This window comes from Cytobacillus sp. GQ23 (genome assembly GCF_059758675.1).
On the sequence record NZ_JCAXER010000011.1, the window covers coordinates 110,829 to 135,475 of the forward strand.

The window sequence follows — 24,647 nt, forward strand, 5'->3', positions numbered from 1 at the left end:
TTGGACACAAAAGGGATGGAACCACGGATTAGAGTCGGAACTTGGTCCACCTTCGGACACAAAAGGCAGAAAACTCCGGTTTAGAGTCGGAACCTGGTCCAACCTACGGACACCAAGCAACACCCAGAGTCCGAACCCGCCCAATCCAAAACAGCCAAGGCCCCAATCACCAGATTGGGCCCTATTTCTATTGCGCCGCGAAATAACTGCATGCTTTCTTAAATGGAGGATAAACATAAAACAACAATTTTATATGGTGTGGTCTGGGCAGGGATGCTTTTGGTAGAAGGACCATAGGCCACAACCAGGTCTCTGTTAGCGGGACTGCCGGTAAAGGCCTGCCCATTGGTCAGCACCATCCGGGTATACGGCGAGACGTTTAATTGCAGCTGGCCATCGCTGCTGATGAGCTGGCTATTAAAATGGTCCGTTTTTACATTTTGATGGGAAGTATGTTTTACGACCACAAGCGCGCGATATTGAGGGGGATATATCATGGGTACAGGAGCATTGCCGTCATAATATCCGGTAATGATGTCCCCTGCAGACAGCATGGTTTGATCTAAAACATACGTAGAAGGAGATACGATGAAGTGGACGGTTCCTCCCATACCGTTCTCAATGGAAATCATCTTAAGGCAGCCTTCGGTGTTAAAATCAGTGATTTGCCTGATAGTCCCTGTAAAATATTGAAAATTGGTCATGTTATTCCTCCGTTCTAAAAAATAAAGCCTCGGATTTAACCAATATATTAAAATAGCCTAGTATACGTTCCTGAAGAGCACGGAGGTCAATCCGCTGTTCAAAAAAATAAACCAGGCATTAACAGCCTGGTTCATTTCTTTATTACTTTAATCCATACGCCTTGATAATCTCCTGCTTCACGCGATTGCCTGCATCATCCCATGCGCTGGCACGCAGGGAGACAGAGGCCCCCTTCTTATTTGGATGCTTGATTTCAGCAGACCATCCATTGCCTTTAGTTACTAACTTTGCCGCTTCCCATGTCTTTCCTTCATCAAAGGACACTTCGAGGCTGGCTCCTGATATTTTGCCGTTTTCAGGAGCATCGGCTATTTGAACAGCTGATAAATCAAGCTTAATCTTCTTACCGGCCAGGGAATTGCCGGCCATGTCCGTATCCACTTTATAATCCAGGGAAATCAGTGGAAGTGTGTTCTGGTATCCTTCCTGCTTCCCGGACCAGAATGTCCACTCCGTATGTGTACGGACTGATGTGTTCCAGCGCTCTGCATCACGGGCAGCATCACTTATAAGTTTATACTGGGTTTTCTCTGCCGGAAACTCATTAAATAAGTAGAGGGCCTGGCCCGCTCCCTCTTTAACCAGCTTATCCCCCTGATATAGCTTTAATGTCTGGTCGCCAGGGTAATTCATGTCAGCACCTGTATGTCCAGGGCCAGAGTCAGCCCAGGCAGGAACATTGAGGATCAAATAATTGCCGGAACGGTATGGAGCCCAAAAGCCGGCGCCAAAACGAGGGCGGACTACAGGCGAAAACCATTCTTCATTCAATGTTTGACCTGGTTTGTATTCCACTTTTGGCTGTCTTACTTCCCACTGGGCATCAAGGACTCCAGCCTGATGATACCAGGAAGTTCCTTTTTGAGCCGATACCCACTCTGTTCTCACGGACGGGAGTGAAAGTTTCTGCAGGAAGCCAACTCCGGCAAAGCTGTGTTCCAGGATATCGTACCGGAACTCGGCACCAGGTGCAGGGCGATCTGATTTATATTCAGAGTTGATTTGGACAAGTTCCTTCTTTTTCGGTGAATAGTCCACTTTTTGAGGAACTGCCTGATGATGCATGTCCACCAAGTCATATAAGTAGTCCGAATCAGGAGTACCCTCGACTTTTAAGGTCAATTTTCCGGACTTGGCCGCTTCAATCAGTTCTTTGCCTTCAGTGCCGCTGATGCCTGCAACTGGAAGAGGGCTATCGGATAGTGAGAAATCTTCATTTTCTACTCCTACCCATTCACTTAGCTCCTCTGGCCCATCATTGACAGTAATTAATAGCTTTGCCCCTGCTGCTAAAGCTGCTGCCGCACGTTCGGATCCGGTTAATTCATCACTGCGCTGCACAATGACGGCTTTTCCTTTTACATCGAGACCTTTATAATCATCCGGTGATCCATTCCCTGCATAGACAGCCTTCAAATTATCCTTTCCGTTTATAAGCGTGCTTCCTGCCTGCGGGATATCATCCAGTTCCTTTCCTTTATAACCGATTGTCAGCAGTGGTTCTGCCAGGCGCCAGCGCGTTGCCTGTGTGAATTCGCCACCTTTTACTTTCTCTGTTGGGGCAGCATACATTTTGTCCACCACTGCTGGGACGATGTAAATGTCATTCACTTCGTTACCTTCAATGCTGCGGAAATACTCCATTTTCCGGTAATTGGCTTCTGTTTTCTTCGGAACATCTACTGTAATCTCATTGGCTTTGCGTGCATCAAGCATAACGGTCTGAGGGCCCTCCAGATTAATTTCCGGGTCGCCGACAAGTGCCACTCCAGCATGATCTGTATCTGTATCCACATCCATCATCGACATAACCGAATACGTTCCTTTCGGCAGTCTAAGCTCTTTTGTCCCTTCCACTGACATAAACTGTGGTTCGCCAGTTGGTCCTAAAAGATAGAAGTATGCAGAGGCAGCTTCACCGTCCCGGTCGATTGCCTTGATAGTCAGCGGGTATCTTTCATCTTCTTTGATCATGCCCAGTGAAGTATGAACAACGCTCTGCGCCTCTGATGAAGCGCTGATATGTCCCTGATATCGGGTGCCAAAATCACCGGCATTCGGGTCAAGTGTAACGGTGACATCGGTACTTCCCTTTGCAGGAACAGTCACTTTTTCAGCCGATAGCTTTACCATTCCAGAAGGTGCATCAGTGCCATTCACATCTTTGACAGACACTGACAGATCCAATGTCACATCCTGGTCGCCATCATTTGTATACGTAATGGTCTTCTCAGCCGGAACATCATTCTCATGCGGCCAGTCATAGAATCCGAAATCAAGGGAACCTGTAGCTCTTACTTCACCAAGTGCAGCGACTGTATCAAGACGGCCTGTCCCGCCTTCAAAAGGTTTAATGTCCTCAATCTTCTTGGTCGTGCTCATCAAAGCTTCCTTAAGCTGTTCTCCGGTCCAGTCGGGGTGACGCTGGGAAAGAATAGCTGCAGCGCCTGCAACATGAGGAGAGGCCATTGAGGTGCCATCCATGCTCATATAAAAGCCGCTTCCCTTGTCCGTATGCTGTGAACGGGCTGCTATGATTCCGACTCCTGGAGCGGTGAGATCAGGCTTTAATCCAGCACTTCCAAAGCTGGGTCCTTTGGACGAAAACCAGGCTAAATTGTCTGACTTGTCCACTGCGCCGACAGTAAGGGCTGCTTCAGCGGCTCCTGGTGATCCAATCCCTTCCATGCCAGTGTTACCGGCAGCAATGACGAACAGGGAGCCTGTTTCTTTACTGAGATTGTTTACAGCCTGAGCCATCGGATCCGTTCCATCGCTTGGTTCAGGACTGCCCAGGCTCATGTTGACGACTTTGGCATTTTCAGCAGCCCATTCCATTCCATCGATAATCCAGGAATCCTGGCCAAAGCCGTCGTCACTTAGTACTTTTCCTACAAGGAGGCGTGCACCTGGTGCCACACCCTTATTCCGTCCTTCTGATGCTTCTCCAGTCCCAAGCACTGTGGAGGCCACATGGGTTCCATGTGCATGCATATCGGTTACTTCTTCTCCCGGAACAAAGCTCACAGCCTCATCCAGCTGGCCAGCCAGGTCCGGATGCGCAGAATCAATTCCTGTATCCAGAACAGCCACCTTTACGCCTGATCCATCATAGCCGGATTCCCAGGCTGAAGGAGCTCCAATTTGCGGGACACTTTGTTCAAGAGATGCTTCGACCCGGCCATCCAGCCAGATCTTTTCAATGCCGGGAGCCAGTGCAGCCTTAGACTTTTTAGCAGCTTTATTTCCTTTGGTAATCTCTGACCAGAATTCCTTTGTTTCCTTCTTATCAGCAGAGACTGCCACACTATCGATACTTTCAAGTACATGGGTTTTCTTTGAGCCTTTTGGGGCTGGAAGAACATTAGCAGAACGGCCCTTGGACTCGGAGTATTGGATGATGACAGGTAATTCCTTTTGATTCTCATCATCATAGCCATCTTTAATTAAAGCCGTAATATTGAATAAGTCCTGGTCCAAAAATCCAGATGCCAGATAAGGCATAGCCTGATCAGGAATGACATACGTTTCCTTGTTGGCCGTCAAAATACGCGCTCCGCTGGCGGAAGGGTCTGCCGGTTCAACATGAATGATATTCTTTCCATCTGCAAATTCCGTTACAGTCACGACATCACCTGTAATAAGAGTGATGACATGCTTGCCTTTGCTTGCTTTTGCATTCAGCCCTTGCAGATCTGTTACGGACGCTTTGCCATCTGCTCCTTTTAAGATGCTTTTCCCTGAGTCATCGGCAGAAGCCTGGAGGGGCGGAACAGCCAGCATTGCTGCAGCCATGGCAGCGGTTACATATTTTTTAAGCCTGAAATCTCTCATTCTTGCACATTCTCCTCTACAAAAAAATAGTGGTATAACCAAACTCATAGTTTCTATTAAAAAGTATAGATAAGAAAGAACATTCTGTTAATCGGGGGAATTAGGGGGCTGTTTATATGGCGAAAGCACTACGAAAGAATTAAAATTCAGTAAACCATGGAAGTTTTAGGGAGGATTATAGGTAAATATAACAATAAAATTTGGGGTTATTTAAGAAGGAAACAAAATAGGATTTCCATTTACTACAATAAATCTTATTAAACTCATTTTAGTTCAGGGGGGAGTCTTTCGTGTTAGCTGGAGAAATAATTAAATTTCACCGCCAAAAGGCAGGACTTACACAAGAGGAATTGGGAAGGGGCATTTGCTCGATTACACACGTGAGCAAAATCGAACGTGGACAGACGCCATTTTCCTATGAGATTATCCAGCTTTTTTCAGAGCGTCTGAACTTGGATATAGATTTGGAGATTAACCGATTTGCTAATTTAGAAGAACGGCTTCACCAATGGCATAAGGCAATCATTATGAAAAATACGAAGGTAACTGAGGAAATCAAAAAAGAGCTTGATGGCATTCCTATCAGTCTTTCCTCCAGCCATGCCGCTTTTTACGACCTGCTTCTTTCGAGATATTATTTAAAAAAAATGGATTTAGATAAGGCTAAAGAGATTTTGTTCCATATACAAAACGACTACACCGATCTTCCTCCTTATGAAGAAAATATGTTGAAACACGTATGGGGAATCTATTACATATTGCAGTATAGAGACTCCAAAACCAGGAATTTTCAAAAAGCGATAAACTTTTTAAAGGACATAAATGTGAATGAATATGGGAATCAGGAATACTTTTACCACTTGGCAGCAGCTTATCATTGGACCAATTCCAAGGTAGTGGCTTACGCATACGCCAAAAAGGCACTTTTACACTTCAAGGAAACGGATAATTATATGGGTGCGATTTCGGCTGAAGCCTTGATGCTGGTTCAGGCTGGAAATGATTTGCAGGTTGATTTTAAAGATTTGGAGGCATCCTATCAAAGATTAATCCATAACAGTGAACTGCTGAATTTACCTAATACAAAGTCGCTGCTCTTAAACAATTTAGGCTATGAGTATATCAGAAGGAAAGAATACCGAAAGGCTAATAAGGTTTTAGAAGAGGCTTTAAGCTTAGTGGCCAGGCCCTCTGTGCTGTATCTTCAGCGTTTGCATAACTATACTAATGCCTGTCTGGAAGGGAAGCTAATGCGGAAAACAATGCTGTTGAAAAGAGCCAGGGAAGGAATGTCTATGGCGAGGGAATTGGAGAACCGGTTCTATAAAATGATATTCAAGCTCCTTATTCTGCGGATAGAAGACCAAAGTGAGCAATATTATAGTTATATAGAAAAAGAGGCACTTCCCTATTTCCTTTCCATCAGTAACGCCATGTTTACCAACCGGTTTGGCAAGCAATTGTACCAATATTACGTGGAGACGGAGCAATATGAGAAGGCAGTCCAGGTTTCGAATATCTTTATTGAATCGATTCCGTGTGAATGAACCCGTTATAAGTCAAAAGCCATGCCCCTTTCAAACTGGTTCATGGCTTTTGATTTTGGTTCTTAGTTTACACCTACAGAAGCATAAGCATCCATAACAGCTTGGGTTTCTTTAGACGGAGCACCGTTTTTATCAGGATACAGGTCGCGGGCAGCATTGATGGCTGCTTCCCGCATGTCATGGAATCCGGAGGAAGATGTCAAATAAAGTGTCAAAGCACGATAGTAGATTTTTTCCGTTTTTGAAGTGCCAATCCCCGTTACCGTTATATCATTGTTTGTGCCGCCCTGACTGATTAAGTAAGCAGCCTTATTATTAATTCCGCTGTTGATATGAACGCCGCCATTGTCTTCTGTACCCAGATAGCGGTCATCATAATGATCCGGATAGTGACCTGAAGGCATGAGACTTGTCTTCTTGGAAGCTGGATCACTCATGGACCGCAGCCCTCCATCACCAGGAATATTAGGGGTGGTGATATCCTCTCCCAGCTCCCATTCAACTTCTTTCGTCGTATATATTTCCGAGAAATTCCCCAGAATATCTGCTAATGATTCATTGATTGCTCCCGATTCACTTTCGTAAACGAGGTCAGCTGTGTGTTCAATCACGCCATGAGTCATTTCGTGTCCAGCTACATCCAGTCCGCCGGAAAGGGAGCTGTATTTAATGCCGTCCCCGTCTCCGTACATCATTTGAATTCCATTCCAGGCAGCGTTATTCCACTTTGTGCCTATGTGGGCTGTGCTGATCAATTTCATTCCCTTATCATCCAAGCTGTTTCGCTTATGAACAGCTTGATAGTATCGGTTTACTTTATCCGAGTTGTAGTGTGCTGAAATGGCAGCCGGATCATGGAAAAAGTTACTTCCGCTGTTCGTTGTGACTTCAAATCCTGTAAATCCTAGTAAGACACTGCCCAAGTTAAATATAAGCGGGTCCATTGCTTTAGCATTAAATGTTGCCATTGGAACCGAGTTAGATGACCAGACAGAAGGTCCATACAAATAGCTGGTTCCTGTCGCTGTGTCCTTTGCCGCATTAAATGACAGCAAGTTTCCATGCACATCCAGCCCTCTTCCCGTTATCGGAGTAAGTGTCTCCTCATCTACCGTGTGTATTTTATTAAAGTTTTCTATGACTTCTCCGCTCATTGCATCCACAAAATAATGGAAGTAGCCAGGCTCTGGAAAGGATGTGGAGGCTTTAACCAAGTAAGCGAGATAGTTTTTTCCCTTATGCGGGTAAATCAGCAATTGAGATTGTATACCATCGTAATTTTTTACTTCGCCAATCTGTGATTCAACACTTTCTTTTACTATGCTGACCGCTTCCTCTTCTGAAATGGATGCCTCAGTTGGAATAATGGAGCGAGCCAGGTTTTGAGTGACTTTGCCAAGAGAAGCATATACGTTATGGCTGGAATCCAGTGCAACAGTTTGTCCGGAACCGTAAATCGGGATTCCTTTATATTGCTCAACAGTACGCACATGGTATGTACCTGTTTCGGAATCTTCCTGTTCGCTCACAATTTTAAATTGCTCCCCGGGATCTGCAAGCTTCACTTTTGGAGATTGAACCTTTGATTGCAGATAAGCTTTTACCACTTCATGCTTGCTTAATCCTTCTGCCTTAAATAGCACAGTTGCCGTGTTTGCCGACTCGGCAGCTAATGCTGAGGATGTTGGCAAAAGCCCTCCAAAAGCCACGGATAAGGCTAATACAGCTGGAATGGCTGCTTTTCTGCTTATCTTTTTCTTTTGACGCTTCTTTTTCATAAAACCCTCTCCTTCTACCAAATAATAAAGTGTGACAATTCGTATTATTAGGAAAATGATTGAGGAAATCAATCTATTTCAGTAAATCTCGCATTGGGTTAATTTTTCATAGATTCATTGAGAAGTTCAAATTAAATCGCCATAAATTTACAATTATCGACCTGTTTTTAGATAAGAATTAACCCAATTTAAAACTTCTGAAAATTTTGTATAATGTTTCCCAGATGGACAGAAAGGAGGGGGCCGATTGAAAAAGTCGATGCCAAAGCGAATCGTTTTTCCATGCTTATGCTGCTTGTCTTTTTATGCAGGGCATCTGATTGTCGGGGAAACAGAAGCTTTATTTTCAAGCGGCGTAAAATTGGAGCCGATAACAATAACGTCTGCATTTGTTTTTCCGGTAACGGTTCAAACTTTAGAGGATCAAGCCGACGGGATATCCAGCAGCATGAGACAGAATTTTAAACGGGCCATGGAGATTTCCTGGAATACAGAATCGAAGCAGGAATTACAAGAAAGACTGCATCAGCTGGCAGAATTGGAAGAGCAGCTAAGGAAACAAATGGACAGGCTGGTCAGTATTGCTGAGGAGCTGTCTGAGTACGAACAGCAGGCCAAAAGCATTCATACCGGGAATCGTTCTTTCGCTTATATTCATGAAGGATATCAGAATACAAATCTATTGTTGAGTGAAGTAAAGGCAGAAATAGATTTTCAGAGGGTAAAAGAGGCGGACAGTGCCATCCGGCTGAGGATGAAGGAGTTAGATGTGGAAGAAGAGGCTGCGGCAGCTGACAAGCCAGTTGAACAGGACTTGCCCTCTGATTCTGGTGCTGCATTAAGCCAGGAAAAACCTGCTGATAGTGAGGGAGAAAAGGAACAGACTCTTGAAGAGCCGCTGCCTGACGCGCATGCACCAGGCAATCAGGATCCTTCTGAAGCGGAGTCCATAGAGATTACAGACCAGGAGCTGGTGAACGATGAAGAAAAAACTCTTGAAAATAGTGAGTAATATAACGGTTACCCTTTTCATGATTGGAATCGGACTGATCGCATTTGTGGTTCTTTCATCCAGAATTTCGGGAGGGGAGCCAGCACTGAATGGGCATCAGTTTAAAGCGGTTCTCTCAGGATCCATGGAGCCAACATTTCAAACAGGCTCGGTTATTGCTATTAAGTTAAGTGATAACCAGTCTTCATATAAAAAAGGGGACGTTATCACGTTCCGCATGGAAGAGAAGTTAATTACCCATAGAATTACCGAGGTACTGGAACAAAATGGACAAGCAGCATTCAAGACTAAAGGGGATAACAACGATAGTGAAGATCCATGGACTGTATATCCTCATCATGTGGTTGGCAAGTATTACGGCTTTTCTATTCCATACGCCGGGTATGCATTGAATTTTGCCAGTTCCAAGACAGGTTCTGCCCTTTTATTGATTGTGCCGGGAGTATTATTATTAATTTCCGCAATCAGCACCATTATTGGAGCAAAAAGGGAGATTGAATCAAGTCAGGCATAAGTGGTTAGATCTCCTATGTATCTGCAAACGTACATAAGAGTTTAATAAATTATCTATTACAATTTTAGGGGGAATGTAAGAATGAGTTTTACAAAGAAGATCAGTCAGGGTGTTTTGAGTGCTGCAATGGGATTGTCATTAATCGGCGGAGGAACATTTGCCTATTTTAGCGACACAGTTGAAACCCAAAACACATTTGCTTCAGGAACATTGGATTTGGGAATGAATCCAAGCGCGGTTGTGAATATCGATAACATTAAACCAGGCGATGAAGTTTACCGTGAATTTACACTGGAAAATAATGGTACATTGGACATTCATAAAGTCCTTTTGAACACCAATTACAGTGTGGCTGATGCAAAAGGGGATAATACAGATGACTTTGCCAAGCATATTAAAGTAACGATCATGTACAATACCAGCAGTGCAACAAATGCTGTAGTTGAAACGACTCTGTATGAGCTTCAAAATCAGCAGCCGGACCTGACGGAGCTTAATACATCGGGCTATCCAAAACCGGACGGCATTCCAGCTGGTGAAAAGGAGAAAATCTTTGTTCTGTTTGAGTTTGTGGAAAATGGACAAGACCAAAACCAGTTCCAGGGTGACACGCTGGAAGTCAATTGGACATTTAATGCGGAGCAGGCAGCCGGCTCCTACCATGACGATACAGATGAGAGCAGCAACTAATTTCAGCAGGACTGGCGGAAGCACGCCAGTCCTGTTTTACTCATCAAAAAATATTCTCATAAACCCTTGTCAAATCATCACGAAGCTTCTCAACCGGTATGAACCGCGCTTCCCTCAATATTTCTCTTCCATCCAGATATAAGGCAATCACAGGCACTGTAAAGGCCATCAGGTACCCGGCAATTTCAGTTACTTTACCGGCATTTACAAGCCGTGAATCAATACGGGGAAAATCGTTTAACACTTCCTCAACCTGAGGAAGCAGGCCATGACAGACAATTCAGCTGTCAGTCAGCACATAAATTAGCCCAAGCTCAGTGCTTTGTATAAACTGATGCACCTCTTCGATCGCGGACAGCTCTTTCATCTTTATCCTCCTCCTGCTTCTATTATACAATTTCCATAACAAGGGACACTTCATCCAGACTATCCCGCAAAAGCAGAAAAAGGAGGCAAGGAAGCCCCCTTTTTAAGATGAAAATGAACGGGTTCTGCTCACCTTGGCAGCATACACGCGATACAGTATGAATGCCAATCCGGAAAGAAGGATTCCCGATAGATAAGGCGCACCGATGCTGATGGTGAACAGCCATCCTCCGAGCGGAGGGCCGATAATGCGCCCCAGGGAATCAAAGGATGAAAGCAGGCCGGTCGTACTGCCATGACCGGTTTGAGATGTCTTTGTCAGCAGGGAAGAAACACTCGGGCGGATAAACCCGTTCCCTATCCCGAAAATCGTCAGGAAAATCGCTGCCGTCGTAAAGCTGTCAACCAGAAGAATAAGCCCAAAGCCAATGGCAGAGACGATAATCCCCAGCTGAATCACAGATCCTTCGCCGTACTTCTTCGTCATTCTTCCTACCAGACCGCCCTGCACAAGGGCTCCTCCAAATCCCATGATCATAAAAATATAGCCAAGCTCAACTGTGCCAAGCCCCGCCTTATCAGCCGCAAAGTAAGCGAAAGTAGCTTCAAGTCCTGCCAGTGACAATGAAACAAACAGCTGAAGGATAAACAGGATGCCCCCGTTTCCATTTAAAGTGGTCAGCAGGCCAGGGCGCTTAGCCGTTCCCTGGCTGCGCTGCTCAGGTGACAGAGATTCCTTCAGCACCAGCATGACAAGGAAAAATGTGATAAACGAGGAAGTTCCTGCCGCATAGAAGGGGAGGTTCAAACTTTCCCGGGAAAAGATGCCGCCGATTGCCGGACCAAAAATAAACCCTAAGCCCACTGCAGCTCCAATGATGCCCATCCCTTTTCCGCGGTCTTCTTCTGATGTAATATCCGCTACATAAGCCATGACTGTCGGCATATTGGCAGACGACAGAAAGCCGCCAATAATTCTGGCCGCAAACAGCATCCAAAGCTCAGTGGACAAGGCCATCATGAAAAAAGACAGGCCAAGGCCAAAAATGCCAATCATAATGACAGGCTTGCGTCCAATTTTATCGGAAATGCGCCCCCACATAGGCGCAAACAGCAGCTGCATCAGCGAATAAACGGCCATTAACAGGCCCAGTTCAGTGGGTGATGCCCCTAATTCTTCCGCATAAAAGGGGATGACTGGAATGATGATTCCAAACCCCACCATTACAAGAAACATAACAGCGAATAAAAGAGGCAATGCTTTTTTAGTATTCAACGTGTTCACTCCAGTTAAAGTCAAATTCCATCTAAGTATTATGATTATAACAAAAACATTCCCATACTTTCATCTTAGGGATTTGGCAGGTAAATAAGTTCTATTTATCAGCCAATTTTAAAAATTTATTGAAATATCAAAATAATATAAACTATGATGAACTTGTACATTTTTTCAGTCGTGAGAGGGGGAGATGGAATGGAAAAGAAATTAGAAAAGAAAGTACTGATTGCAAGCCTGATCGGAAGCTCCATCGAATGGTTTGATTACTTTTTATATGGAACGGTTGCTGCTCTTGTATTTAATCAAATGTTTTTTCACAGTGACGATCCGGCCGTCGGTTTAATGCTGGCGTATGCTTCTTTCGCACTGGCCTTCTTCATCCGTCCGCTAGGCGGCGTTATTTTCAGCCATATCGGCGATAAAATCGGCAGAAAGAAAACCCTTGTCCTCACACTTTCCCTTATGGGCGGTGCCACAGTCCTCATGGGCTTTTTGCCTACCTACGACAATATAGGTGTGGCGGCGCCAATTCTTCTGATCATTTTAAGACTGATACAGGGAATTGGCCTCGGAGGAGAATGGGGTGGTGCATTGCTGCTAGCCGTTGAATATGCCCCCAAAAATCGGCGGGGCTTTTTTGGAAGCATTCCGCAGATGGGTGTCACCATCGGTATGCTCCTCGGAACGCTTGCCTTATCCGTCATGACGCTATTGCCGGAGGAAGCCTTTTTATCATGGGGATGGCGTGTGCCATTCATTCTAAGTGCCCTGCTTGTCTTTTTTGGCTTATGGATCCGCAAAGGCATTGATGAAACACCATCCTTTAAAAAGGCCCAGGAAAAAGGCGAAATTGCCAAGATTCCGTTCGTGGAAACGATGCGCAGCCATTGGAAGGAAGTATTGATTGCGGTTGGCGCAAAAGTGGTGGAGACAGCTCCATTTTACATCTTTGGAACCTTTATTGTTTCCTATGCGACAACCCAGCTTGGGTTCTCGCGTACCGTTACCCTGAATGCCGTGACGATTGCAACCGTGATTACTACTATTCTGATCCCAATCATGGGAAAACTGTCGGATAAAATTGGCCGGAAAAAGCTTTATGTCGGCGGAACGGTCCTGATGATGCTTTATGCCTTTCCATACTTTTGGCTCCTTCACCAGGGGTCGGCTGCACTGCTGATTGTCGCTACCATATTGGGTCTCGGGATTATCTGGGCTCCCATCACCGCTGTTCTTGGAACGATGTTTTCTGAAATATTTAAGTCAAATGTCCGTTATACCGGCATTACTCTGGGCTATCAAATAGGGGCCGCATTGGCAGGCGGGACTGCTCCTCTCGTTGCAACAGCCCTGCTGAATGCCTATAACAATTCCTATGTTCCAGTTGCGTTATACATCATGCTTGCAGCTGCGATCTCTTTGATTGCGATTGCATCTGTCCGTGACCGCAGCAATCAGGACCTGGATTCTGATCCGCCGGAAGATTTCCGTACTGGCTTCGGACAAACCCATAAAGCTTAGAAAGGTAGAGTTTATGCTTTTATTATCTGAAAAAGAAATCAAATCCATCTATACGATGGAATCAGCCATTAAAGATCTTGAAAATACCCTGGTGCATAATCTGGAAGGGAAAATTCAGAATCCCCACAGAACCGTACTGGACTTTCCTGAGAAGAACGCTTCCGCCCTTTACATGCCAAGTGCTATGCCTCCAATCGGAAAAACGGCTGTGAAGGTGGTCACCATTTTTCCAGAGAACCCTGCAATCGGCAAAAAAACCACTCAGGGAGTCATTTTATTAAGTGATACGGATACAGGGGAGCATCTGGCATGCTTGAATGCCTCTTACCTGACAAGACTCCGGACCGGGGCCGCAAGCGGCATTGCCACTAAGCACCTGGCGAAAAAATCGGCAAGATCAGTGGCCGTGATTGGCTGCGGGGCCATGGCGGAGGAGCAGCTTCAGGCTGTATTGGAGGTCCGTGAAATAGAGGAAATATTCCTTTACAACCGTACAACTGGAAAAGCACATGAGTTTGCTGGGAAATTTCACAGCTTCCCTGGGGAGATAACCATCCTGGAAAGTGCGGATGAAGCTGTATCCCGGGCGGATATCGTGATCTGCAGCACCCGTTCGGATAAGCCGGTATTCTCCGGCAAGGCTCTCCGGCCGGGCACGCATATTAACGGGGTAGGCTCTTATCTTCCGCATATGCAGGAAGTTGACCCGGAAACGCTGCTGCGAAGCTCTAAGATTGTCGCAGATACAATAGAAGGGGTCAAAGATGAAGCCGGTGATTTTATTATTCCTGCTACAGAAGGCATCTGGAGCTTTTCGGACCTTCATGGCGAAGTCGGGCAATTATCAGCCGGGATGATTCCGGGCAGAGAAAACGATGAAGAGATTACCTTTTTCAAGTCCGTCGGCATTGCCTACTTTGACCTCGCTGTCGCTGCAGCTGTTTATGAAAAGGCAATTCTTGAAGGCATCGGAATAAAGGTGGAACTGTAAAAAGGTGAATAGTGCCTGAAGCTTTGGAAAATCTATAGCTATACTTCTAAAATAAAGGAGAGATAGAGATGCCAAAGCAGCCAAATAAGGTAACCGAAGAACAGCAGATCATCGCCGCCCAAAACCAGGCAGATCAATTTAAAAAGGGAATGGACACCGAATTTGCCCTTGAAGAAAACGTCCAGGATGCGGCAGCTAAAAGCCAGCAGTATGAGGCCAGCAACCAGCAGCCGACCTATGAACCGAATAAGCCGTTTTAATGAACTGCATGATGGGTTTTGCGCCCGTCACGCAGTTTTTTTGCCTATTGGCCCATGAAAAGAGGCCACTTTCCTTCACCGCTGCAGTGAAAGTAAATCAAACTGGATGACCTAGAGCAAAATTGAACACCGTCCCCATCTCTTGTAAAATAAGAGCCAAACCAGATCGTAAAAAGGAGTCATTATGAAAAGTCATATCGTAATTGGAGCAGGAATACTGGGGGCTTCGGCTGCCTACCATTTGGCAAAGGCGGGTGCAAAGGTCACTGTTATCGACCGCAAAGATCCAGGACAGGCAACCAATGCAGCGGCCGGAATCATATGCCCATGGCTGTCACAGCGGCGGAATAAGGCATGGTATGCCCTCGCCAAAGGGGGAGCGGCCTATTATCGTACACTGATCAAAGAGCTTGAAAATGACGGCGAGACAGAGACAGGCTACCAGCAGGCAGGCGCCATAAGTCTTCATACAGATCCTGCCAAGCTTGAAAAAATGGAAGAACGGGCCATGAAAAGGCGCGGAGATGCTCCTGAAATGGGGGAGATTACACCGGTTTCCCCGGAACAGACCTCGCAGCTTTTTCCGCCAGTGGCGAAGGAATATGCATCTGTACATGTAAGCGGTGCGGCTCGCGTCAACGGCCGCGCACTGAGGGACGCCCTGCTGCGGGCAGCTGAAAAACATGGTGCAGTACTGGTGCAGGGTTCAGCAGAACTTGTATCCCATGGTGATAAGGTTACAGCAATAAAAGCCAACGGTGAGCAATATGAAGCGGAAACAGTGATTGCAGCGGCCGGAGCATGGGCAGGAGAGCTTTTTAAGCCGCTTGGAATCCAGCTGGATGTGAAGCCGCAAAAAGCGCAAATTGTCCATCTTCAGCTTGAAGAAGAGGATACTGGAAGCTGGCCGGTTGTCATTCCTCCCAATAATCAATACATCCTTGCATTTGAAGGAGGGCGCATCGTCGTTGGTGCCACCCATGAAGATGACATGGGCTATGATTTAAGAGTAACTGCAGGCGGATTGAATGAAATTTTTGAAAAAGCTTTAGAAATCGCCCCGGGATTATCGGATGGAATGTTCACAGAAGCACAGGTGGGATTTCGCCCCTATACACCCGGTTTTCTGCCCATTATAGGTCAAATTCCGGGTCTTGAAGGACTTTACATAGCAAATGGACTTGGCGCCTCAGGGCTGACCGCAGGGCCGTTTCTGGGTGCCCAGCTGGCCAGGCTTGCTCTCGGTCAAGAGGTTGATATCGACCTTAGCCTCTATGACCCGGCTGGAGCGATAAAGAATGGATAGATCTCAAAGTGCCTGTTCGAAAGCAGGCACTTATTTTTGTATTTGATCCGTTAATAAATCGCTTCATTTCGGGTATACACTAATGAAAGTGATGTTCATTAGGAGGCTGAATCATGAAGTGGAAAGGCAGAAGAGCGAGTTCTAATATAGAGGACCGGAGAGGCATGGGCGGCGGAGGAAAAACCCTGATTGGCGGCGGCCTCGGCGGAATAATTATAGTATTGTTATTTACCTTTCTTGGAGGTGACCCGGGAGAGCTTTTAGGCAATATGACAGGATCAGACTCCGGTACAGCTGTGCCGTATGAAGAGTCAGAGCAGGAAAAAGAGCTTGCTGACTTTGTCTCAGTTGTGCTTGCGGATACAGAAGAGGTCTGGACGGAAATTTTTGAAGAGCAGGGGTTGCAGTATAAAGAGCCGACCCTTGTTCTATACTCAGGGAGCGTCCAATCTGCATGCGGGGCAGCGTCCTCTTCTGTTGGGCCTTTCTATTGTCCGGGCGACCAAAAACTGTATATCGATTTAAGCTTTTACGAAGACTTGCAAAGGAAATTCAAAGCTCCCGGTGATTTTGCCATGGCTTATGTGATGCCCATGAGGTTGGGCATCACGTGCAGACACTGCTGGGAACGACTGAGGAAATCATGCCTCTCCGCCAGAGGATGAGTGAAGAGAAATTTAATAAATATCTTGTCCGGTTTGAATTGCAGGCTGACTATTATTCAGGCGTTTGGGCTCACCATGCCCAGGGAATGGGATATCTAGAGGAAGGCGATCTGGAAGAAGCCCTGAATGCTGCCACCGCAGTAGGGGATGACACCCTTCAAAAACGGGCGCAGGGCTATGTCGTGCCGGAAAGCTTTACACATGGCACTTCAGAACAAAGGAAGTCATGGTTTCACAAAGGATTCCAGAAAGGAACTATTAAAGGCGGAGATACGTTTAAGCAAAGCAGTTTTTGATGAGAAAGGAGCGGACTGAATGGATAGCCAGATTCAATTGATTCTGCTGAACGATGATGGACAAATTCCCAATAATCCCGTGTTCCCTGTGATCATTTACAAAGGTGTCTTTAAGGGAGAGCCCGGAGAAATAGCGTCGGCTTTCAGCAGGCATCAATGGACCGGAAGCTGGACGGGAGGAGTGTATGATTATCATCACTATCACTCGAATACTCACGAGGTACTGGGAGTCAAAGCGGGGCAGGCCACCGTCCTTATCGGCGGTGATGAGGGAGAGCGCTTGGAGGTCAGCGAAGGCGACGTCATTCTCCTTCCTGCAGGCACGGGGCATCAGAAGATTGAAAGCAGCCCTGACTTCGAAGTCGTAGGTGCCTACCCCGGCGGAACAAGCCCGAATATGAAGAAAAAGGACCCATCAGATCGCGTACAGGCACTAGCAGAAATAAAAAATGTCCCGGTTCCGAAGGAGGATCCCGTTTATGGGGAAGAAGGACCGATGCTTGCGGAATGGAAGGGATAAGGGCAGGGGTTTACCGGCCAATCAAACAGATTCCTTGAAAATGCGCACAAAAAAAGCCAGAAGAGTTTATGCTCTTCTGGCTTCCGCTTTTCTATTATCGTACACCCTTCATATATTTTTGAATCTTAGGACTCAAAATGAATAAGATGATGGAAAGTACAATCGCAGCTACACCAATTACTCCGAAATAGACCATTTCCGTTTCAGGTGTGTAGAACTTAACAATCTGTGCATTGATTGCCTGTGCTGCCGCATTTGATAGGAACCAAAGGCTCATCGTTTGCGCGGAGAAAGCAGCAGGCGCTAATTTGGTAGTGGCTGAAAGTCCTACTGGAGATAAACAAAGCTCTCCAAGAACCACAATGAAGTAGCTGAGAACCAGCCATAATGGGCTTACCAGGGAATCTGTTCCGCCAAAATAGGCTGGCAGAAGAATTACAAGGAAAGATAAGCCGGCAAATAAAAGACCCAGTGAGAACTTCTTCGGCACTGAAGGCTGGCGATCGCCAAGTTTCACCCACAGCCAGGCAAATACTGGCGCAAAGATAATGATAAACAATGGGTTAAGTGATTGGAACCACGCCGGTGAAATGTCAAGTCCCATAAAATCAAGCTGTGTGCGCTTGTCTGCATAATTGGCAAGAATCGTCGAACCTTGCTCCTGGATAGCCCAGAACATAACAGCTGCAATAAATAATGGAATGTAGGCAATGACGCGTGAACGTTCCACATCTGTTGTTTTCGGGCTGCGGTACATCACAGTAAAGTAAATGATCGGCAGACCGATACCGAGAATACCAACAAGGGCAATAAACGAATCAAATGTCAAAAGTCCAGTTGGGATGCCAACAGCGACTAAAATGGCAATAATAACAGCACCAAGGCCAATTCTTGTATAAACCTTTGTTTTTTCATCTGGAGATAAAGGATTAGCTACATAAGTACCAGCTAGTCCTAGATTTTTCTTCTTTGTAAAGATAAACACCAATAAGCCAAAGAACATACCAACCGCAGCAATCGCGAAACCAAGATGGAAATTATATTTCATTCCAACTGTTCCGACAATTAAAGGCGCAAGGAATCCGCCAAGGTTGATGCCCATATAGAAGATACTGAAACCTGCATCGCGGCGATTATCTTCAGGACTGTAAATGTCTCCAACTACGCTTGATACATTTGGCTTTAATAAACCTGTACCTAAAACGATGAGAACCATGGAAATAAAGAACATAGCCACGCTTCCTGGAATAGAAAGGGCAATATGACCGAGCATGATTAATATTCCGCCGTAGAATACCGCTCTCGAAGTTCCAAGTAATCTGTCAGCTATCCATCCGCCGATGATTCCGGACATGTACACCAATGAACCATAAATGGACATAATCGCTAAAGCAGTAGGTTCATCAAGGCCTAATCCGCCTTTTGAAACCTCATAATACATATAGTAAACAAGGATTGCTCTCATTCCATAGTAAGAAAAGCGCTCCCAAAATTCAGTGAAGAAAAGTGTGAATAAGCCTTTAGGATGTCCAAAGAAACCTTTTTGAGGCACACTTTCAACAATTTTCTGCCTATTAAAATCTGACATGTTTCATCCTCCTTTTAGCTATTCTATAATATCTTTCATAGTTGCTAATTGTCAAAAAAAAATTTATGTAACGGTGGTTATTATTGGCTTCTGAGTAGGGATAAATATACTTTCCCAGGAAGTCTAATTAAAGTTTATTTTTTCAGAATAATAATAGTATTATTAATTTTATAAAAAAATAGGTAATCTGCCCATAAAAAAGCCGCCCAAACCGGCGGCTATGAGTATCTATGCGTTTGTCAAAAGTGCTTCTGCCGGTCTGTGCGGATAGGCAGTCTCTTCCCTGCCCGTCAGTCTGTTTTTTCCCATTTCCTTGGACTGGAGAAGGAGCTGATCTGCGTAAACATAAGCTTTTTCAATAGATAGCAGTTCGTTCACTTTATAGTAAAAAAGACCGAAGGATGCAGTTATGGAAAGAGAGATGGATTGCTCTTTAAAATCAGCTTGAAAAGGGCTGTTTTCAACCCCTTTGCGTATTTTCTGAGCTAAATTCAAACACTCATTATATGTCCTGAACCTCATAATAATCGTAAATTCCTCTCCTCCGCTCCTGAATAAATAATCATCTTTGGAGAGGTGGCTTTTTAAAGTATCGGCAAAGTGTCTGATTGCCTGGTCACCAACTGCGTGATTATAGCTATCATTAATCCTCTTGAATTTATCAATATCAGCAACAACTATACCAATGCATTCCTCTGAATGATTGAGCTCCGTCATCTTTTTATCCATATAGGCACGGTTAAAAACACCAGTTAGAAAGTCAGTATAGGCCATCTGCTCAAACTTATCCCGTTCGATTTTATTCTGAAGCATCTGTGATTTCGACAAGAAGGACCTGCTCACAAGATAATTAAGGATAAACAGGCTTATTAGGATTTCCCATTTTCCCTCCTTTAGGAATAACAGCAAAAGGCCATTCGTAAAGGCAATCTTCCCCATGTCCAGTACACTTCTTGTTTTGATAAAATCAATTGCTTCCTGCTTCGTTTTAATGTCTCCTGTCAGTTTAAAAACAATGATCAGAAATAGATCTGAAAGCAAAGAAATTACGGTAATCAGCATCACCATAACGATCCAAAAACCAAAAGGCAGTCCCTGAAAGAGGGGAGATAACAGATGGAACAAATAGAATGCGATAGAGTTGCTCATCACAAAGGAACCGATGTTATAAAACGTATGGAAAAATTCATCTGGATCCTCTGTTTTTGTATTCTTTTTATATAAGTACACACAGAAACGGTAGATGACTTCAAAAATCAACAGACCTAATGGCCCTGTAAACAGTCCAAATGAAAGGCTGTAATTAATCCCATAATCGATCGATGTATTTCCATTTCTGCTAATGATCCGCAAATGATAATACAGGCATGCAAATAGCAGGTATATGCTCAGTGCTTTTATATATACAGAGCTCTCTACAATGATGCCTTCTGAGAAAAAGGCAGTGCATACGGAAATGATAAAAAGAGATACCATAAATACTCTGGAGCCTTGCATCTTTCGAAACTCCTTTTCCTATTTTTATACTCCTATTTTATAGGAATTTTTACCATGAAAGTAGATTAATTTAATTTATTTTCTAAATTTTTTAATATTATCAAATTTGATTGTTTCTACTTATAGAAGTTAAGGATATAATTTCTTTCCTAAACTATCAAATTTTAATAAAAACACCGGAAAAACCAGTTGTAAACAAATTTGATTACATGTATACAATAATGTTTACAATTGTATACGTAAATGTAAACAAGTGTGCAAAAGTGTGTGCGCGTTGATATATAAGGATGTGTGCACTTTTGTTTACAAGTATACGGAAAGTGTATACAATGTAGGTATATGTTTACATTTTGTTTACGTTTTTACGCTTTGATTACTTTTTATTTCCTCTCATTGATTAATCTCTCAATCTGAATTACTCTTAAAATAGCAGCTCTATATTTTGGAGAATGAAAGGATTGAATGAATTTGACAAATTCACGTATTGCAGCAGTTGACGTAGGAAACGATTCTATTAAAGCAATCTTTGGAAAATTGGATTCAGAATTAAATATACCGAATGTAATTGCGAGAGATGTTGAGGACCGCCCGGTTATCGGGATTGAAGACCTGGACAGCAAGAATCCGCTTGAAGGCATACATATTAGAGTCCACTCCCCTGCCCTGAAAGAAAACAATTCGATTTACCGTGTAGGACACCTTGCAACAAAAAGCGACAACGCTACTGAATTGGATCCGGGCAGCAGCAAGTCTGAAGAAGACCAGACATTAGTTATGCTTTTCACTGCTTTGGCTTTGGATGCTGTTCAGAACGGCGGTACCACTGGCTTTAAAAAGTCTGGTAATGTGATTGATGCAAACTACACACTGGGCACAGGACTTCCGCTTCGTGAAGTAAAGGAAGGTAAGGATGCGGGCTACCGTTCCAAGCTGCTGGGCTCTGTCCATCAGGTTGAGTTCCTTGTAACACCGAAGTACCAGGGGCAAAAAGTAAATATCAAGTTTGAAGAAATCAAGGTTTACCCTGAAGGATTTGCTGCTTATATCAATCTTGTAATGGATAATAACTTAAACATCATCAATAAGGATTTAATTGATAAGCGCATTCTAATCCAGGATATCGGTGGATTATCTACGGATATCGCTGTGATTAAAAACCGCAATGTAGATGATGATAAGGCGCAGGGCTTCAACCTTGGCGTGTCTGAAGCGCTTGAGTCCATCCGTGAAGAAATTCGTTCTAAGCATGGCGTTGAGCTAGACAGCCGCACAGACGTCGTGGAAATCATCACGAAGAAAAATGACCGCAATCATATTATGGTTAAAGGAAGCCGCACAAGCGTACATGATATTACTGACCGTATATTGCTTGACCTGGCGAAGAAGCAGTATCGCCTGCTCCGCAACGTTTGGCAGAAAAACTCCCAGACAGAAATCTGCTATTTCGTCGGCGGAGGCTCCATTGTTTTAAAAGATTATCTAAAAACATTAAATAACAATCTGGATGGCTATAACATTGACTTTTTCGAGGATGAAAAGGAAAGCATCTGGATGATGGCAAATGCTTATTACAAGCTAATCTCTGATTTTTCAAGAAGAACGAATAAAGATAAGGCAGCCCAGGACAAGAAACCTGTAAAAGCCAACTAGGGTGATTTTTCATGAGTAAAGCTTCCTCTTCTGAAATTAAGAGAGGACAATCCATATCCTTTCGTGTACCATCTGACACTCCTGATCACATTCTGAAGCATTTACAGAAGCTCAAGGAAACCGAAAAGCGGAATTTCTCGAGCAAAATGGCTGAATTTGTGATGCAGGGAGTGAGCAGTGCTCAATCAAAAGACCGGGAAACCATCACCATTCCCCTTCCGAAGGGGCTAAGCAAAGTCCAGCGCGACTGGCTGAAGCATGAACACTCAGAAGCATTGCTTGGCAGCATCATTTATCAGCTGATCACGGACCCGGTGCGGGCAACCTCCCTGCTGGCGTCCTTGAACAGCCGCTCTTCTGATATAGATGAAGCACTATATCTGCAGGAGGTGCCGGCGAAGCCTGCTGTGAATCACTATGATGCAGCAGCTGCTGCTTTAGAAGATGATGAAATGGCTGAGGCAGATTTGGATATGGAAGATGATCTGCTTGACTTTGATTGGGACAAAGCTAAACAGGAACAGCAAGAAGAAACTGAAGAGGAAGGCGAAGAAGACCTCGATACTCTTCTTGGCGGCTTTCTTGCACATATGAATAAATGAATTTGAGGGGTTTCAGGGATGAGACCCCTCTTTTTTGTGTTGGGGGAAGAGGTTTTTGGGAAATAATGTATTTTGGTCTGGGGTTGATATGTTTTATTCGATAAAAGGAGAAGGAATCGGCGTCAAAGCTCTGTGTAGATACCATATATTTGATAAATTCCAAGAAACAGCGTCATAAATGCGAATAGAAGCCGCTTAATCGACAAAATGATTAAGAAATTGTGTAAAACTCCTGAATAGCCCCGCATGTTCGACAAAATCCAAAGACCCAAACTTCACCAACAAACCAAATCCCCCGCACCTCAATCAGCAGCTCCCCCTCCCCAATACAAAACCATCCCATTTTACAAAATAAGTGTATTTGGAACCTGATTTTCTGGGTAATTTACACCTATAGCCTATATTGGCGCGAAAAGGAGGAAATACATTGGATTATGATTGTCTGATTGTTGGAGGAGGGATTGCGGGGCTCCAGGCTGCCATTCAGCTGGGCAGGTATAAACATAAGGTGCTGGTGCTGGATTCCAATGATGGTCGTTCCACGATATGCAAAAGTTATCATAATATCTTAGGTTATCCTGATGGTGTGAGCGGACCGGAGCTTCGTGAGGCTGGGAGGAAGCATGCGGAAAGTCTTGGAGTGGAGTTTGTGAATGAAAAAGTGGAGCAGGCTGAAAAAGCAGATGAGGGGTTTGTGGTTTCGTCCGAAGGGGGCAATAAGTATTCCGGCAAACGGATCCTGCTGGCTACGGGCGTCATGGACCGTATTCCGCCATTCCCCGAGCTGATGCCATGTCTTGGCATATCTGTCTATGTCTGTCCCGACTGTGATGGGTATGAGGTTAAAGATAAACGCACCCTTGTGCTTGGCTCTGGGAATGCCGGTGCTAATATGGCTTTAACCTTGTCTTATTGGACAAATGACCTTGTTTTTATCAACCACGAAAAAAAGTCGGCGGATGAGAAACTATTGGAGAAAATGAAAGAAAAAAAGATTGAATACCTTGAACAAGCGATAAGCAGGGTGCTTGCAGAGGGCGAAGAATTCACTGGAGTACAGCTTGAAAATGGTAAAAAAATTACAGGTGAAAGAGGATTTATTGCGTTTGGCGGAAATGAGATAAAATCCGGCCTGGCGAAGCAGCTGGGTGCAGAGCGGCTTGAAAATAAGCATATCCTCACAGATCCGCGCTCGAAAATGACAAGTGTCAGAAATGTTTGGGCAGCGGGCGATGTGGCTGCACATTCGGAACAAGTAACCATTGCGATGGGGGAGGGCGCTCAGGCTGCCATTTGGATCCATAAATCGCTGTTGCAGGAAAATAATTAAGGAATTTAGGTTTACCTGTCAGAATAAAGGGTATATATTGGTTTATTTCTGTACTCTTTTCTCATATAATAGCCTATAAGCTATTAAACAGAGAAAGGTGTATGCATTGAAGAAAGAAAGCTTGGATCTAGTCGTTCAGGAGTTATTGGGGAGATCGGGGAGTCAGGCGGACATTAAATTAGAGAAACATTTTCCGGGAAATCGTATAGCAGGCGGAAAATACAGCATGGGGACACATACAGTAACCCTTTATGTGGAGGAGATTAAGAACCAATGCCAGCAGCTGTTTGCTTCTGCTGAACGTTTTCTGGACTATTTTACCGTTGTATTTGCTCATGAGTTAGGCCATGCAGAAGATGCGGAGCTGGAGCAATTGGCCAGCCATCTTGATGTCTGCTTAACAGAGCAGGAACGCTGTATTACAGCATTAAAAATTGAAGAAAATGCCTGGGCATTTGCTGAAAAGCTCCTGCCGGACATGGATAAGGCATTCATGCAGAAAATTATCTATCATTCATTAAAACCATACCGGGATCAGCTTCAAATGGAGCCGGCCTGATCATATCGGAAGCCGCAGCACTGCCAGCTGCGGCTGTTTTAATTCATTTAGGGTATTGAAAAAATGGATTGTAAGCG

General features: G+C 44.6%; 20 protein-coding genes and 1 pseudogene. 14 read left to right on the forward strand and 7 right to left on the reverse strand.

The genetic code is table 11. The annotated features are described in order from the left end of the window. Window positions 1-218: 218 nt before the first annotated feature. The gene (locus AC6CHU_RS11315; protein ID WP_159863557.1) at window positions 219-704 is read right to left on the reverse strand and encodes a hypothetical protein; all 486 of its coding nucleotides are present in this window, start codon (window positions 702-704) and stop codon (window positions 219-221) included. Window positions 705-846: 142 nt separating this feature from the next. Beyond that, a complete protein-coding gene (locus AC6CHU_RS11320) occupies window positions 847-4,599 on the reverse strand; it encodes a S8 family serine peptidase (protein WP_498121664.1) in 3,753 nt (1,250 codons plus the stop codon). Between the two features lie 290 nt (window positions 4,600-4,889). On the opposite strand from AC6CHU_RS11320, the gene AC6CHU_RS11325 reads away from it, so the two are divergent. Next, entirely contained in the window at window positions 4,890-6,146 is a 1,257-nt protein-coding gene (locus AC6CHU_RS11325) for a helix-turn-helix domain-containing protein (RefSeq protein ID WP_251283848.1), read from the forward strand. 62 nt (window positions 6,147-6,208) lie between these two features. Here AC6CHU_RS11325 and AC6CHU_RS11330 read toward each other — a convergent pair whose 3' ends face one another. Next, the gene (locus tag AC6CHU_RS11330; RefSeq protein WP_159863554.1) at window positions 6,209-7,924 is read right to left on the reverse strand and encodes a M4 family metallopeptidase; all 1,716 of its coding nucleotides are present in this window, start codon (window positions 7,922-7,924) and stop codon (window positions 6,209-6,211) included. Window positions 7,925-8,171: 247 nt separating this feature from the next. On the opposite strand from AC6CHU_RS11330, the gene AC6CHU_RS11335 reads away from it, so the two are divergent. The 3 genes from AC6CHU_RS11335 to AC6CHU_RS11345 all read left to right on the forward strand — a co-directional run bounded on the left by AC6CHU_RS11335 (window position 8,172) and on the right by AC6CHU_RS11345 (window position 10,140). Then, window positions 8,172-8,936 (forward strand): DUF4047 domain-containing protein, encoded by a 765-nt coding sequence (locus tag AC6CHU_RS11335; RefSeq protein WP_159863553.1) that lies wholly within the window; start codon window positions 8,172-8,174, stop codon window positions 8,934-8,936. Next, entirely contained in the window at window positions 8,905-9,450 is a 546-nt protein-coding gene (sipW, locus tag AC6CHU_RS11340) for a signal peptidase I SipW (RefSeq protein WP_498121666.1), read from the forward strand. The genes AC6CHU_RS11335 and sipW overlap by 32 nt, the downstream gene beginning before the upstream one ends. 81 nt (window positions 9,451-9,531) lie before the next feature. Next, entirely contained in the window at window positions 9,532-10,140 is a 609-nt protein-coding gene (locus AC6CHU_RS11345) for a TasA family protein (protein WP_159863551.1), read from the forward strand. A 43-nt stretch (window positions 10,141-10,183) separates the two neighbouring features. Here AC6CHU_RS11345 and AC6CHU_RS11350 read toward each other — a convergent pair whose 3' ends face one another. Next, entirely contained in the window at window positions 10,184-10,384 is a 201-nt protein-coding gene (locus AC6CHU_RS11350; protein WP_159863550.1) for a YbbN family protein, read from the reverse strand. 225 nt (window positions 10,385-10,609) lie between these two features. Beyond that, on the reverse strand, window positions 10,610-11,782 hold the full coding sequence (locus tag AC6CHU_RS11355) for an MFS transporter (RefSeq protein WP_498121669.1): 1,173 nt from the start codon (window positions 11,780-11,782) through the stop codon (window positions 10,610-10,612). Window positions 11,783-11,980: 198 nt separating this feature from the next. On the opposite strand from AC6CHU_RS11355, the gene AC6CHU_RS11360 reads away from it, so the two are divergent. From AC6CHU_RS11360 to AC6CHU_RS11385, 6 genes and pseudogenes are all read left to right on the forward strand, one after another. Next, a complete protein-coding gene (locus tag AC6CHU_RS11360; protein WP_159863548.1) occupies window positions 11,981-13,306 on the forward strand; it encodes an MFS transporter in 1,326 nt (441 codons plus the stop codon). A gap of 13 nt (window positions 13,307-13,319) precedes the next feature. After that, window positions 13,320-14,297 (forward strand): ornithine cyclodeaminase family protein, encoded by a 978-nt coding sequence (locus AC6CHU_RS11365; protein ID WP_159863547.1) that lies wholly within the window; start codon window positions 13,320-13,322, stop codon window positions 14,295-14,297. Window positions 14,298-14,365: 68 nt separating this feature from the next. After that, complete coding sequence (locus AC6CHU_RS11370) at window positions 14,366-14,557, forward strand: hypothetical protein (RefSeq protein ID WP_159863546.1); 192 nt, start codon at window positions 14,366-14,368, stop codon at window positions 14,555-14,557. A gap of 184 nt (window positions 14,558-14,741) precedes the next feature. Continuing rightward, window positions 14,742-15,863, forward strand: coding sequence for an NAD(P)/FAD-dependent oxidoreductase (locus AC6CHU_RS11375; protein WP_159863545.1), 1,122 nt, complete (start codon window positions 14,742-14,744; stop codon window positions 15,861-15,863). 113 nt (window positions 15,864-15,976) lie between these two features. Beyond that, window positions 15,977-16,824: pseudogene (gene ypfJ, locus AC6CHU_RS11380) on the forward strand (KPN_02809 family neutral zinc metallopeptidase). A gap of 19 nt (window positions 16,825-16,843) precedes the next feature. Next, window positions 16,844-17,344: a cupin domain-containing protein gene (locus tag AC6CHU_RS11385; protein ID WP_159863543.1), complete on the forward strand. Its 501-nt coding sequence runs from the start codon at window positions 16,844-16,846 to the stop codon at window positions 17,342-17,344. 94 nt (window positions 17,345-17,438) lie between these two features. On the opposite strand, the gene AC6CHU_RS11390 is transcribed toward AC6CHU_RS11385, so the two are convergent. Together AC6CHU_RS11390 and AC6CHU_RS11395 are read right to left on the reverse strand one after the other, a co-directional pair. Beyond that, window positions 17,439-18,932, reverse strand: a complete 1,494-nt coding sequence (locus AC6CHU_RS11390; RefSeq protein ID WP_159863542.1) for a peptide MFS transporter — start codon at window positions 18,930-18,932, stop codon at window positions 17,439-17,441. Window positions 18,933-19,160: 228 nt separating this feature from the next. Next, a complete protein-coding gene (locus tag AC6CHU_RS11395; protein WP_159863541.1) occupies window positions 19,161-20,429 on the reverse strand; it encodes a GGDEF domain-containing protein in 1,269 nt (422 codons plus the stop codon). 468 nt (window positions 20,430-20,897) lie between these two features. Here AC6CHU_RS11395 and AC6CHU_RS11400 point away from each other — a divergent pair, with 468 nt between their 5' ends. The 4 genes from AC6CHU_RS11400 (at window position 20,898) to AC6CHU_RS11415 (ending at window position 24,570) form a co-directional block, all read left to right on the forward strand. Beyond that, entirely contained in the window at window positions 20,898-22,079 is a 1,182-nt protein-coding gene (locus AC6CHU_RS11400; protein WP_159863540.1) for a ParM/StbA family protein, read from the forward strand. 11 nt (window positions 22,080-22,090) lie between these two features. Further along, window positions 22,091-22,681 (forward strand): hypothetical protein, encoded by a 591-nt coding sequence (locus AC6CHU_RS11405; protein WP_159863539.1) that lies wholly within the window; start codon window positions 22,091-22,093, stop codon window positions 22,679-22,681. Window positions 22,682-23,108: 427 nt separating this feature from the next. After that, window positions 23,109-24,011 (forward strand): NAD(P)/FAD-dependent oxidoreductase, encoded by a 903-nt coding sequence (locus AC6CHU_RS11410; protein ID WP_159863538.1) that lies wholly within the window; start codon window positions 23,109-23,111, stop codon window positions 24,009-24,011. A 97-nt stretch (window positions 24,012-24,108) separates the two neighbouring features. Then, window positions 24,109-24,570 carry a hypothetical protein gene (locus AC6CHU_RS11415; protein ID WP_236566184.1) on the forward strand — a complete coding sequence of 154 codons (462 nt, stop codon included), beginning with the start codon at window positions 24,109-24,111 and terminating at the stop codon, window positions 24,568-24,570. Window positions 24,571-24,647: the final 77 nt, after the last annotated feature.